Genomic DNA, 13,361 nt, shown 5'->3' on the forward strand with positions numbered 1-13,361 from the left:
TCAGATTGACGGATAGGCACGTCGGATCAGTTCGCGATCTGACGGGCTGAAGTCCGAATTGAACCCGGTTTCAAAGTCCCCAATCGTCCATTTATTTGGTATTGGGTACATCATGATTGAATGCGGGTCGATTTCTGTCAGGGTCAGGATAGTTGGATCGTAGTGATCCAGAACGTTGCGCCGGATCGTGGCCTCGTCCCAGAAATTCGGTGCGCCGGACAGTTCCTGCAAAACAACCGCTTCGTTCCATTCAATACCGCCATCGGGGTTTTGATGCTCGTGGATCAGCCCAAGGGCATGACCGAATTCATGCAACACCACCTCGCGAATTTCTTCCTCGTTGGACTGATCTGTCAACCAGCCGAAATTCATAGTGGGTTTTGTCTGATCAGGCTCTGAAAAGCACTCGGTCCCCACCAGCGACCACGAGCCTGCGCCCTGAATGAACGAAATCCTGATATCCGCGTCGCCGTCAGTGACGAATTCGAATGTCAGTGCGGCCATATCGCCAGCAACCCAAAGCTGAGCGTAATGTTCAACCCGGGCTTTCAGGTGATCCGTCCCTTCAAGGAACCGCACTTTGATCTTTGAGTTAAAGGGCCATTTCGCGCTGTTCAGCAAGGCCGCTCTTGATCCTTCTAACGTTTCAACTTCGCTTGGATCCACGTTTTTCATAAAGGCCGCGCAGAACCGGTCTGGGTTGGCTTTTACAGTCTGGATACCGTGCTGAGCGACGTTGAGGCTGGCTTGCGCCGTACCTCCGCCATTCAGTTTCTCGCCCCACAGCGTGCAAGTTTCTTCCCAACTGGGTGCCAAGAAGCGACGCACGATGATTGCCGCGACCGGGGCTGCGACAAAGGCTGTCAGGCCCAAGGGGCCGCTAGCAAGCAGGCCCGCAATCGCCGCGGCCAGCGCGCCTTGTCCGATGTTGAAGGCATCCCGCAGGGCTTTGCGGTCTTCCTTGTCGGCATCGTCGGTTCCACACAGCAGACTGTGTAACTCTCGGTGTGCCCGCCCGAGGATTCTGGCACCCAGTTGGCGAAGCGCTGGGTACCCGCCGGCTAGGCTGGATTCAGGTACATTTTCGACGTCGTGCTGCATAGCCATTGCCGCACCCGCAGGTACGGCCCGTTCCAGCGACGCACGGCGTCCGATCTCGGACAACAAGATAGTGTCATCGAAATGGTAGGCGAGCGAAAGAACTGTATCGCCGAGAGCGTTTTCCTCGGGTGCGGGACGTCGCAGTGTGCCCATCGCGCCAAGTGCCTGTGCGGGTTGCGCGTCAGAGGTTACCCGTTTGATGACTGTCTGGAATTTCTGAGCCACTTTGCCGAATGATTTGGAATCGGGATGAAGCTCATCTTCCCAACCAGTATCGGGTACGGTGCCGCGGCAATCCACAATGTGGAGCTTCCCGGCCAGACCCGGTTCTTTGGCGAGGCTGAACAAAGCTGCGGCCCAACGGTCGATCAGGATTCGCACAATTTCGCGTTGCAGGCCTTTGTCAGTGATGCCGCGTGAGTTAAGCGGGCGGCCAAGCCAACGACCGTTATCGGGGATGGCGTGATCATAGGTATGTGTCACGATCGGTGTACCGGGCGCGGCTGCGGCTACGTGGTTTGTGATGTTGCGCATATGCTGTTTCACGTCGGCCAGAATGCGGTCGAACATGTCCGTTATGTGACCCTCAGCATCCAGACCGGGAGTAAAGGGGCGAACAATGGCGGCTAGGTTGCCGCCGCCGACGAGATCATTGCCACCACCGCTAAGAAGCACGACATGCGGGCGCTCCGCCAACACCGCCGTGACCAACTCGTTTTGTGCAGAAATATCGTCCAACTTATCTCCTGCTGCGCCAAGGCTCAGAATGGCGTGTTTTCGAGATAGATGGTCGATGACGTCCTGCAACAGGAAAGGGTATTGAAACCAGCTGTCGCCCTCGGACACGATTTTCAGCCTGTTCCAACCAGCTGCAATTTTTGCCTGGTAGGCTTGGCGTCTGCGTGCTCGGGAAACGTCATTCAACCCTCCGAGAGCCAATGCACCCTGCAAAGCGCTGTTCAGGCCGCTACCGCTGGGCGGGGGCTGAATCAACGCAGGGTTTACCCGCACGACCGGGGCGAATGGCCGACTGGCTGATGGATCGAGCACCATATAGGCCGCCAGATCTTCCTCTGAAACGGAAGGATCAAACAACTTTCGGCGCAGTTCGTCTGTTTGAATAGGGTCGGGCAGGGCGTTGTCGACCATAGGGCTCTCCTTACATCCAGAGTGCGGCGCGGATCATCGCGGGGATATCATCCACGACGATGCCGTCCGGTTTGGCGCCGTCCTGTGGATGCCAACGCCCTTTGTCGGACCCGGGTTGATGCCAGTAAGATGAAGGATCACATAGGGTCAGACCAACCAGCGTTTCGGCGACAATGCGGCTGCCCAGTTGTCCCAGATGGGTTCCGTCAGCCTGAACCTCGGCCTCGCGAAGGACATAGAACCAAAGCGGAGTTTCGTTTTCGAAACCTCCGTCCGAAACGGCCTGCCCGGTATCGCCCGAAGTCAGCTCTGCGGTGGTCAGCGCGGTGATGCCGCCATAGCTGTCGGTGTTGAATTCCACGATACAGGCCTGAGCTGAAGGTAGGTTCAACCGATGGCCGCGACGAAGATTTCGGCGGGCAAGGTGCTTGAAGACACCGGATGGTTCGTTGCGCATATCGGCAAGTGGCGGTGCCAACTGGGTGTCGATCTTGCGCGCAAAGTGGTCGGGCTCGCTCGGGTTGTCGAGTGTAAACCGATCCCACTCGATGATCCAGTTCGTTGGTAGCGTGGGGTTATTGCCAAGCCCTCCGCCTCCGGTAAAGGCGAATAGCAGATCGAAGCCCGCTTGCGGCAATATTGGCGATGGTCCGCGGCCAAAGAACCGGTTGTGGTCATACGCGCCCCTCACCATCGAGTGGCCAAAGCGGAAGGCAGCAACAGAAAACTCGAATGGCAATGGAAGGTTTTCCGCAGGCAGCGAGCCTCCACTGGCTGTTTTCACTCGCTCGAAGAAAGCCGCATAACTTGCTGCACCGTTTGCGATGACTTCAGCCACCATGGCGGGGTCGCATACCTTGTTCAGGTAGATGTTCATCACAAGCCACTGATAATGCCAGCGCGTCAGCTTCTTGGCTTCTTCGAATACGGCCTCTTCTCCGGTGGGGGCACCCGCCTGTCCCCTAAGCCAGACGACAACGCGGTTATGGAACCGCAGGAACGCGGCGTGGAGTTGGGCAACCAGAAGATTCTCATCGTTGCGTGCGTCTCCGATAACTGCTGCGCGCCGGTTGATCACGCCATTCGAGGCAAACGCGTTTTCGATTGGAGTTCCCAGAATATCGCTTTCATGCAAAGTTCCTTGATCCAATAAGGTGCCGAGCCGAAGCAGGTCGCAGGCGTCATCCGCAGGCAGCGGGGGACGACCACCAACGTCAGTGGGTACGTCGAGACGCATCATAGCTGGAAATCCGGGCGACCGCATGGCGTCTTTCAGTTTGACTGCGGCAGGTCCATTGTCTGGTCCGTCACCATAAAGGCTGTCCAGTCCCAGCGATCCTTTTCGAAGGTTCAGCAGGGACGCCGTCACGGTACTTCTGGGCAATGGGTCCAGGGTTCCTCCGGCGGGTGGTTCGATTACTGACTGATCCCCCGAGGGATCCATGTTAGCCGTTATATCATGATCGATAAACTGGCCGAGGTAGGTGAATACAGGGGGAATATGGCTGTCTGCATGAGGTGGATCATTGTCGGCTTCGACCATCGCATCCGCCAACGCGTCCAGCTTTCCAATCGTCGTATCGTCAGTCGAAATTTCGGGCGCGTCGGGGAAGAAGTAACCAAAAGGTCCGCCCGGCGTTGAACCATCCTGCGGCATGGCCATAGCCCCGGCAGGAGCCGCGACCGGCGAGTTTGCCGTAGCCTGGGCATAGGATACGGCATCGGTGCGCACCGACGGCGCCAGACCTGCCATAGCCCCGGGGGCGGCTTGTGTGGATAGGATAATCTTTTGACCGTGACCGAGCGTGAAAAGCATTTCAGGATACCTCGCTTAGCGGCGAAGCCATCCGATTGCTTAAGAGATTTCATCTCAAAATAGAAATTGGTGTTTGTGACGAAACTAGTTAAACCGAACGACTTCCTTATATGAAAACAGACCGAACTAGGTTCTCTCGGTCCGAGTAAATACTAGCAGAAAATCGGTACAACTGAAAGTTGACCATGAAAAATAGGCAGTTTCCCGCCTCAAAACAGTTGGTTGCAGTTTGGTGGACTGTTCACAAATTTTGGCGCCAAGTCAAATGGTTGCGCATGGCGCAATCAAACTGCCAACGGTGTTATGCCCCCGGCAAATGAAGCCAGAATCGGAGCGACAAGTGCAAATCCGGCACGCAGGATTTCGCCCGTACCTTCCTTAAGCCCATGAGTGGCTTTCCAACCGGCGATATCAAAGGTTTCTTCGGTTCGCGAGCGCCCGCGGGCCCGCAGGGCAAGTCTTTTTACGCGGCTGTCCAGAACCAAAGCAACCGGAAGATAGAAGCTGAGCAGCAACAGGCAAAAATAGGTTCCGGTAAACAATGCAGACGCTTTGACCAGCGACCCGTAGGCGGCCTTTCCGCTGTCCTCTATAAGGGGCATGGGCCAGTACATCCAGCTTGAAGCAAAAAACATGCCGAAAGTCAGAATGAGGCTGGACAGGTACAATTGCTGCCGCATCTGATGCATGTTGGCGGCCAGTTCTTCGGCTCTCTCTTCGATATCAGGGCTGTCTCTGGAGGCCAGACATAGGATCATACCGGCAATCAGTGCCCCAACGGACAGACCAGCAAGTGCATTGACGATGTCCAAAACCCGGTTGAACATTGAAAATACAGGGCTTTCACCGCAAGTGCCCAACAGCCAGGTGTCATTCGCGTTCATGCAACCGGGTAGCGAACCATTGGCCAAGGTCGTTTCAAAAACCGTTTTGCCGACCTGATAGTAAATCCGGGGCGCGGTGGATGTTGTAAACTGCTGGATTGTTGGCGTCAGTGCCAACAAAAAGACAGCCAAAGTCGTTACTATGGCGGCCACCCTGGTTTGCTGTTCCATCGGTCGCGCCAAACTGCGGGCCAGCACGGCAACGGCGAGAACGGCAAGCGCCGCAAAGAACCAAGATGCTGCAAGAAATCTGAGCCGGCCTACCGCTTCAAGCCATGTGTTCTGATCGCTCAGGATCTTAAGCGGGATATCCAGTTCCGATGCGATCATGTGATCTTGGATCAGCTTGTGAACACCGAATATCAGAACTGGAAGCAAAACAATCGAAAAATATCGCGGTTTCACCCGGCGGTTAGACATGTTCAACCTCATGAATTGCCGAAAACCCCTCTGAAATCCTTAACACAATTTCTGAAGTCAATCACCGCTTGACGGTCGACCATGTTGGAAGTCGCCGTTTTGAAGGACCAGACGACCCGTTTTAAGTACAGCGCCCAGATGCTTGGCATGAGTTGAGTTCAGGAGGAATTCTTCTGAATTTTGATTTGTTGTGATAAGATTGGCCAAGTCCCAGGATCGCAAGTTCTGACAAAACCATGGGTGTTGACGGAGCAAATAACCAGGAAAACGCTTCTGAAAAATCAGAGGCTCTACTCCTTTACGCCCGCAGCGGTGGGAACGCAGAGCGACCAGCGTCGCCCGAACCCAGAAGCAGACGGACCGGGGCCTGGTTCGCAGAACTTTTATCTTCGCTCATCAAAACCTCGGCCGCATTTTTTCTAGCATACCTGTTGGTTCAGAGCGTTGAACTGGATCTTAAGCGAGCGCAATTTACTGCGGACACGGCGGATAAGCTCAAGACCTACATTCTAGACCTAAACAGTGATGAGTTCGCGAATAGCGCTGAAAAATCCAAGGCGACCGCGCTCGCGCTAGGGGGCTTCGGCAGTGTTGCAGCATTTCCGCTGGTCCAATTCATCGACCATGGAAATGAGTTTCAGGTCAGCTGGGGAAAGTTGGGATTGGAACAGGCGGGACTGACAACTAACGACGAAACCTGCGAGGTCATCATCCGCGTGATTGATGATCCGACCCAAACTTTCAAGTGGGGGACGCGTAAGGCTGTTTCCGAAATCGCTGGCAGCGTAGGTTGCCTCGACGCTGTGGAACCGCTCGAACGCCTCGGCGCGGATTTGACAGATGCAGGGGTGCCCGCTGATGCGCAGCCGGAATTTCAAAAGGCAATTCAGGCGGCTTTGGCGCAAATCGAAAGAGCAAACCAAAGGGCGCAGAAATGGTGGATGTTCTGGTGAATTGCAAACCTTCTAAACAGAGCTTCTCGCAGATGTGCAGGGGAGTTGTGGTGGGCTTGATCGTAATCTTTCTTTTGGGTGAGGACGCGCATGCGGGGCTCCAGGGTTGCCCGGATGACACGGCAAGAAACGACAAATTGCTTATAGGTTCGATGGATATGGTCAGCCCGATCAGCGAACGCAGACGGCGCGCCTTGCTTGCTGCATTCGAAATGCACTTTGACAAGGCCGACGCCTCGCTTGGGTCTCTTGCAAAGGTGATCTACTGCCCGCAGCGTCAGTTGCGGGATCGAAATACCTATGATGCCGACGTCACAGGAGTTCTGAACGACGAACGGGTATTGCTAGAAGTCGGTGCCAGAGTCAGCGGGGGTGACATCATCGTGGCCTATGTGGTCATTCCTCTGCGCCACTACGGTTTCCATAACGTCGAGCCGCCCCGTATGCAGGGTTACCACGAGGCCCTCTACGAGCAGGCCCAGATCGATGCAGGGCTGGATAAACTGTTTCGGGGCAATGCCGAGTTGCGTCTGTTCTCTGCTTTGGCGCTGGGATTGCGGCACGAAAGGGCGGCTGACTCTGTGGTTCAAGCCCAAGAGAAAAAGACAATGTTGTTACGTTCTCGTGCGTTTTATTGTGACGCGATCGGAACGCTTGACGCAGCAAAACCAAGGCCTGACTACCTTGGATTGGAGCCGGACGAATGGCAGGCGCTGGGCAATTTCGCTCGCGAAGGGGCGGATCGTGTTTATCGACAGACGCTGGACAGTTTTGGTGACCAGAGTACGCTTCCAATTCTTCGAGAAATTCGCGGAAGTGACGCTGACGACAAGGGACTCTGTGTTGATCCGCTTCCATCTCAAACCGATGGAGGAGGTCAATAATGGAACACGCAATCAGGTCATTCATGACGCGTGCAGGGTTGGCCGTTTCCGCTACCCTGTTGTCTCTGGCGGGCGTTGTGTCGGATTCACGAGCCGTTCAGGCTGGTGGATTTACCGCCTGCGAGTATCCGTTTGTTTTTGAGGACTCTGCAGCAAATATCGTTCCTTTGGAGTATCTGGCGACCTCGGCCGATGTGTCATCAGGTGACGGGGACCGACTGGCGAAACTACAGAAAACGGCACGACGGTTCAGCTGGCTTTTCAAACTGGATAGCTGGCATCAGCCGACCTATGGTAGTCTTGGAGTCGTCGCACATATGTTCCTAGATGGTGTTTGCGATCCTGACGTTGTTCTGGGCCTGTTATTGTCAGGCGGGGCGTCGCAGCCATTGCGTGAGGGGCAAATTCTGGTTTTCTTGCAGGGTCGCATTTTTTTGGAAGAGGACCAGATTTTCGTTCAGTCCAGACTCCGGGGGTTTCGCCGTCTCACGGATCAATACGAAGCCGTGCAACCTGTTTCTAATAACTTCGCCGAAGAATTTCTGCATGCTTACCTTGGCCAGTCCGGCGAGCCGATGTCGATTTCGATACCTGCGCTCGACGTGACTTTTGCACCGCGCGTGGTTTCCGAAGAGTTGTTCCAACGCATCGACACTACGTTTATCGAGGCCAGCAAAGTCTACAGTAGTCCTGATCTTGAGGCCTCCAGCGACGAGCTGCTCTTTGAGCCGAACGAGCGAAGAGCGTTCAGTGTTGAAATTGGGGCCGAACCTGGTTGGATCAAGGTGGATGACATGTTCGGCGGCCATCCCAACCAGGGATACATTCGCATCAACCCCGAAGCCTCGCATCTGTTCCATAGTAGCTTGCCCGAACTTGATTTTCTGAATGGTGCGCTCGGGTTTCTAAGGCTGCGGCAAAACCGGTTGTCCGATGAGTTTCCGCCTGTGTCCGACGGGACAGTGCAAATGGCACAGGCCGCGCTAAAGCGTTATCTGGAAAGTGAGTTGACCCTCAATGAACCGGAACTCAGGGCATTGGCCCATGCGTTGATAGGGTTCATTCAGGCTTCGGAAGAAAAAGACTGGATGGCTGCGCGCGTATCCTTTCTTGAGGCGGCGACGTTGTCCCCGACCGATACCCACTACCGCAACGCACTGGGCGTGACGGATGCCATGCTCTGCTGTTCACACGATGTCTCACCTCCTTACCGAGATCCCGCAAGATGGTTCGCAGATGCCCTGTCCGTAAACCCGGAAAACGGAGAGTCGCTGAGCAATTTGCTTCGCTTCCTGGAGTACCTGAACGAAACAAATCAAAAGCCGGATGGGATTGATACGACCAATTTGCCAACAGCCCTGGACGTGGTTCGAAAGGTCGCTGACCAGAATCCGGACCTGATGTCAAAAGGACAGCGCTAGGACGCGAAGGGGACCTAAATTCACCCCGGCTTTTCGATTGCGCTGCCAGAATTAGTATCTTGCCTGCCACCTATGCACGAGTTTACGGGCGCTCTGTTTCTTAAAAAGACAATTTCTGCTATGATCGCAGCATATTGTTGAAAGTTTATTGGGTGGTATTGAATGCGTGTCTACGAAGCGGTTGTCGCCGCGCTTGAAACCATTGGGGTAGACGCCGCTTATGGCGGTGCCGGCGAAAATGCAGCCGGTTTGATGCTTGCGCTCGACGCATCGGAAAAGATCAGGCCCATTATAGCCAAAAATGAACAGGGAGCGTCGTTCATGGCCTGCGGTCACGCGATGTTTACCGGAAATCTAGGCGTGTGTTTTGCCACTGCCGGTCCGGGTGCGTTCAACCTTATTTCAGGAATGTGCGTGGCTTTGACCGACAGCTATCCTTTGTTGGCGATCAGCGGGTATTCGACGGTGGCATGGCAGGGAAGGGGGGGATTGAACGAAACCTCTGGCCTTGCCCGCACTCCGGATTCGCGGATGATGTTTCGTGCTGCCACAAAAAAAGACCCGCAGTCCGGCGAACCGGCAGATTTTCTTGTAACCGACCCCGATGACTTGATCGATACGTTGCAAAAAGCCATCGAAATCGCATTTGAAGGTCGCCCTGGCCCAGTACATGTTGCCGTCGCAGAGGACATAACCGACCCCAAGATCGAAGTGTCCAACTTCAGGCCTCTGCGCATGCCGCAGACTGGTGTGACGCCTGATCCGGCTTCGCTGGATCGTGCTGCAAGCGTGTTGGAAAAGGCGATCAAAGCTGAGAAAAAAGTCGTGATGCTTGCCGGATTTGGGGCGATCCTGGCCGGAGCCAATGATGTCACCAAGGCGTTCATCGAGCGGTTTCAGATACCGTTGCTGACCACAATGGATGGAAAAGGGATCGTAGCCGAGGAAAACCCATTGGCTATAGGGCTCTATTGTGATTCAGGGCACAAGGCAGCGTGGGATCTTTTCGACGACGCGGATGTGGTGCTGGCGGTCGGCAACTCATTTGCGCAACATGCGACATTCGATTTTTTCGACAGATTGTTCGAAAACAAGACCCTGCTTCACGTCAACATTGACGCAGGTGAGTTTGACAAGTTCTACAAAGCTGATCACGTCGTTTTGGGGGATGCGAAACAGACCTTGCAAGGTCTGTATGATCGTTTAGACGCCTCGGTAGGACCCGTGCCGGAACGGGATTACCGGCCCAAGGATTACGATGAACGCTTCATCATTTCCCCGCAAAAGCAACTGCATCCGGGGGAAATGGTTCAAAAGATTTCGCAAATGCTGCCGCCGGGCGGTGTTGTGTTGGCAGACGCTGGCGCACATGCGGCCTGGGCCGGCTACTATCTTGAGTTGAAAGAAGGCCAGAATTTTAGAAAACCCGGAACCTATGGTCCGATGGGGATCGGGGTGTGCGGAGCGATCGGTGTAAAGTATGCCGAGATGAATCGTTCGGTCGTAGCTGCTGTTGGTGATGGTTCTTACCTGATGACCGGGTTCGAATTGATGACGGCCGTGCAATACAACATTCCAGTGGTTTGGGTCATTTTCAACGACTGCGAATTCAAGCTGATCAAGCTGTATCAGCTGTCTGCTTTCTTCAAAACAGGGCTCGTCGAATTCGACAATCCAGACTACGCCGCCTACGCCCGAGCCTGTGGCGCAGATGGATACGTGGTCAACAAGCTCGACGAGTTCGAGAAGGCGTTTGCGGCGGCTCTGGCAAGCGGCAAACCGACCCTCATTGACGCGCGGATTACACGTCTGGCGTTGCCGAATTATTCACCCCATCCCGAAGGTGTGCTTGCCGCGATCTGGCAAGGCATTCGTTCAAGGTTCGGGTTGTAGACAGGAGGCCACCATGGACGGTAGCTCGGATTCCCTGCGAAAATGGCGCGAAGTGTATGTCGGAGGCTCGCCCGAGGCAGAGTTGAAAGAGACAAAACAGCTTGCCGAACTGATGATGGCAGCACAGCAGAAGTCTGCAAAGGCTGGCAAAGCGCCCAAGGTCGAGCGCGCCTTTCATAAAAAGGCAATCGCCGCATTTGAAGGCGCTGAATTGAGGTTTGTCGACGACCTGCCAGAGGACCTTGAGGTGGGGTTCGCGATACCCGGCAAACGGTATCCAGCGATGGTGCGGATTTCCAACGCATCGTCGCAAACCCAATCCGATGAAGAAAAAGACCTGCGTGGATTGGCAGTACGCGTTCGCGATGCTGACGGCGTTGACCATGACTTACTGGCCACGAATTTTCCTGTTCCCCACGCGCGCAATGCCCGCCAGTTCGTGGTCTTCGCACATGCGGTGTCCGGTGGGAGGTTGTCAAAGCTAGTGGGGTTGATGCGCCTGTGCTTTGTTCTGGGCTTCTCTGAAACACGCCGGATGCTTGACAACGTGCGGACAGCACTCAGGGAATGTGACAGCGTAGCGATGGAAAGCTACTGGAGCCGCGGGGCCATTGCCTGGGGAAACGAAGCGGCGCGGTACGTTTTCAAACCGGCACCGGATGCGCCGGCGGTGAAGGGTACCCACTCTGGCGCGTCGCGTCTGTCTTCAGAATACGCCACACGTCAGGCAAATGGTGATGTGGTGTTTGACCTGTTCGTTCAGCGGTTTGTTTCAGAGGATCAAACACCTATCGAAGACGCGGCGCATGAATGGGACGAACGGGTCAGCCCGCCTATAAAGGTGGCGGAATTGGTAATGCCTCAGCGCGATCTGTCGTCACCGCAGGCCCTAGCCGAGGCGCTGAAAATCGAGCAACTAGGGTTCAATCCGTGGAATACAGCGGAAGAGTTCCGTCCTTTGGGAAACTTGAACCGCGCGCGCAAAGCGGCTTATGACGCATCCGCCTCGCACCGGCAGGGCAAACGGTTCAAGGCCGCACCGCCTCCGGTTCAGAATAGAATCTTCGGAACGGCCGCGCGATCCGTACTGCGCGCCGTTAACCGCAGGATTCCGTGGCACAAAATTCCGTTTCTTTTGGTTCAGCTGCTCAATCTCGACGCGCTCAGGTATGATCTGAGGCAAAAGAATCTCATTGACACCGATCCGGAAGAAACCGTGCCAAGCGCGCGCGCGGTGCCGCCTGAACCTGCCCCCGAACATCGCGTTTACCGTACTCATGACGGCACATATAACGATCTGTCGGATCCGACGATGGGTGCGGCGGGCGCAACCTTTGGCAGAAACATGCCATCGCAGGCCCAGCCAGACGGCAGCCCCAACCCAATTGAGGTAGCCCGGAAGTTGATGGACAGACAGGCCTTTATCCCTGCCAAAATCCTGAACATCCTGGCGGCCTCGTGGATTCAGTTTCAAGTCCATGACTGGGTATCGCACGAGCGGCGTAAACTGGGCGAAGATGATGACGTCGTTCCTGTCCCAGATGGCTACCCTGATTGGAAGAACCGCCCGGACGGAGAGCCGGAACGTAGTATGCGCATCGCCGGAAACATCCCGAAAGAGGGGGCAGATGATCCGATCCTGTTTGCAAACGAGAACTCTCATTGGTGGGATGGCTCGCAAGTTTATGGCGTCAACTCCGAGGCCGCGAAAAAACTTCGTAACGGACCCAAGCTAAAGCTGACCAAAGACGGCTACCTCCCTTTGAATGTGAAGGGATTTGAGCTGACCGGCTTTAACGAAAGCTGGTGGCTGGGGCTGTCGACCCTGCACACGTTGTTTGCCCGAGAGCACAATGTTCTTTGCGACGAGTTGCAGCGCGAATACCCTAACATGGACGAAGAACGGGTGTATCAAACCGCCCGCCTCATCGTGTCGGCCCTGATCGCGAAGATCCACACGGTCGAATGGACGCCAGCCATACTCGGCACCGAAGCGCTGGATATTGGAATGAACACCAACTGGTACGGCCCGCCTAAGTCGTGGTTGACGCGCCTGGGCATCTGGTTGACTGACGTTCACGCGCTTAAAGGTATCCCGGAAACTGAGCCTGATCACCACACCGGGCGCTACGCCCTGACGGAAGAATTTGCGACGGTTTACCGAATGCATCCATTAATCCCGGACGATTACATTTTCTATGATTTTCAATCCGGCAAGGAAAAAGCGCGCCGTGGCTTTCTGGAGATTCAGGGCGAAGAGACTGACCAGCAATTGCGAGAGCTTGGCCTGCGCGATTGTCTTTATTCTCAGGGTATTGCCCATCCCGGTGCGATCACATTGCACAACTTTCCGAAATCCCTACAACACCTCGAACGTTTTGATGAGCTGATCGATTTATCGGTGGTAGACATCGTCCGCACGCGCGCCCGTCACGTACCGCGATACAACGCGTTCCGCGAAGGGCTGCACATGCCTCGTGTTACCAACTGGGATGACCTGACGGCCAACCCCGAGACTAATCAAATACTAAAGGATCTCTATGGCGATATCGACAAGGTCGATACGGTGATTGGCCTGTTGGGAGAAACCCCGCCTGACGGATTCGGATTCTCGGACACGGCGTTTCGTGTCTTTATCCTAATGGCGTCGCGCAGGTTGCAGTCGGACCGCTTTTTGACCACAGACTTTCGACCGGAAATCTATACGCCGCTTGGGATGGAGTGGGTGGCGAAAAACGGTATGAAATCCGTTTTGCTGCGGCATTTCCCCGAGTTTGCAACAGTTCTGCCAAAGAATGCGACGGCCTTTGCGCCCTGGAATGTGGTTGAGGGGGAATGAA

The 13,361-nt window shown here is 55.1% G+C and carries 8 protein-coding genes; 5 read left to right on the forward strand and 3 right to left on the reverse strand.

All coding sequences use genetic code 11. From position 1 onward, the window contains the following. From ACR0KL_RS03870 to ACR0KL_RS03880, 3 genes are all read right to left on the reverse strand, one after another. Entirely contained in the window at positions 1-2,250 is a 2,250-nt protein-coding gene (locus ACR0KL_RS03870; protein WP_480776650.1) for a GDSL-type esterase/lipase family protein, read from the reverse strand. Positions 2,251-2,260: 10 nt separating this feature from the next. Beyond that, positions 2,261-4,066: a peroxidase family protein gene (locus tag ACR0KL_RS03875; protein ID WP_170677350.1), complete on the reverse strand. Its 1,806-nt coding sequence runs from the start codon at positions 4,064-4,066 to the stop codon at positions 2,261-2,263. Between the two features lie 284 nt (positions 4,067-4,350). After that, complete coding sequence (locus ACR0KL_RS03880) at positions 4,351-5,370, reverse strand: hypothetical protein (protein WP_170677352.1); 1,020 nt, start codon at positions 5,368-5,370, stop codon at positions 4,351-4,353. A 236-nt stretch (positions 5,371-5,606) separates the two neighbouring features. Between ACR0KL_RS03880 and ACR0KL_RS03885 the strand changes: the two genes are divergently transcribed. The 5 genes from ACR0KL_RS03885 to ACR0KL_RS03905 all read left to right on the forward strand — a co-directional run bounded on the left by ACR0KL_RS03885 (position 5,607) and on the right by ACR0KL_RS03905 (position 13,360). After that, a complete protein-coding gene (locus tag ACR0KL_RS03885; protein ID WP_170665468.1) occupies positions 5,607-6,323 on the forward strand; it encodes a hypothetical protein in 717 nt (238 codons plus the stop codon). Further along, positions 6,305-7,207, forward strand: coding sequence for a hypothetical protein (locus tag ACR0KL_RS03890; RefSeq protein WP_480776651.1), 903 nt, complete (start codon positions 6,305-6,307; stop codon positions 7,205-7,207). The genes ACR0KL_RS03885 and ACR0KL_RS03890 overlap by 19 nt, the downstream gene beginning before the upstream one ends. Beyond that, a complete protein-coding gene (locus ACR0KL_RS03895) occupies positions 7,207-8,628 on the forward strand; it encodes a hypothetical protein (RefSeq protein WP_170677357.1) in 1,422 nt (473 codons plus the stop codon). Before ACR0KL_RS03890 ends, ACR0KL_RS03895 begins: the two co-directional genes overlap by 1 nt. A gap of 162 nt (positions 8,629-8,790) precedes the next feature. Further along, the gene (locus ACR0KL_RS03900) at positions 8,791-10,521 is read left to right on the forward strand and encodes a thiamine pyrophosphate-binding protein (protein ID WP_170677360.1); all 1,731 of its coding nucleotides are present in this window, start codon (positions 8,791-8,793) and stop codon (positions 10,519-10,521) included. A gap of 13 nt (positions 10,522-10,534) precedes the next feature. After that, positions 10,535-13,360: a peroxidase family protein gene (locus ACR0KL_RS03905; RefSeq protein WP_170677362.1), complete on the forward strand. Its 2,826-nt coding sequence runs from the start codon at positions 10,535-10,537 to the stop codon at positions 13,358-13,360. Position 13,361 lies beyond the last annotated feature (1 nt).

This window comes from Ruegeria sp. C8 (genome assembly GCF_056537565.1).

Coding starts and splice junctions, on each gene's coding strand:
- ACR0KL_RS03870 (WP_480776650.1), bottom strand. CDS start 2,250: ATGGTCGACAACGCCCTGCCCGACCCTATTCAAACAGACGAACTGCGC.
- ACR0KL_RS03875 (WP_170677350.1), bottom strand. CDS start 4,066: ATGCTTTTCACGCTCGGTCACGGTCAAAAGATTATCCTATCCACACAA.
- ACR0KL_RS03880 (WP_170677352.1), bottom strand. CDS start 5,370: ATGTCTAACCGCCGGGTGAAACCGCGATATTTTTCGATTGTTTTGCTT.
- ACR0KL_RS03885 (WP_170665468.1), top strand. CDS start 5,607: ATGGGTGTTGACGGAGCAAATAACCAGGAAAACGCTTCTGAAAAATCA.
- ACR0KL_RS03890 (WP_480776651.1), top strand. CDS start 6,305: ATGGTGGATGTTCTGGTGAATTGCAAACCTTCTAAACAGAGCTTCTCG.
- ACR0KL_RS03895 (WP_170677357.1), top strand. CDS start 7,207: ATGGAACACGCAATCAGGTCATTCATGACGCGTGCAGGGTTGGCCGTT.
- ACR0KL_RS03900 (WP_170677360.1), top strand. CDS start 8,791: ATGCGTGTCTACGAAGCGGTTGTCGCCGCGCTTGAAACCATTGGGGTA.
- ACR0KL_RS03905 (WP_170677362.1), top strand. CDS start 10,535: ATGGACGGTAGCTCGGATTCCCTGCGAAAATGGCGCGAAGTGTATGTC.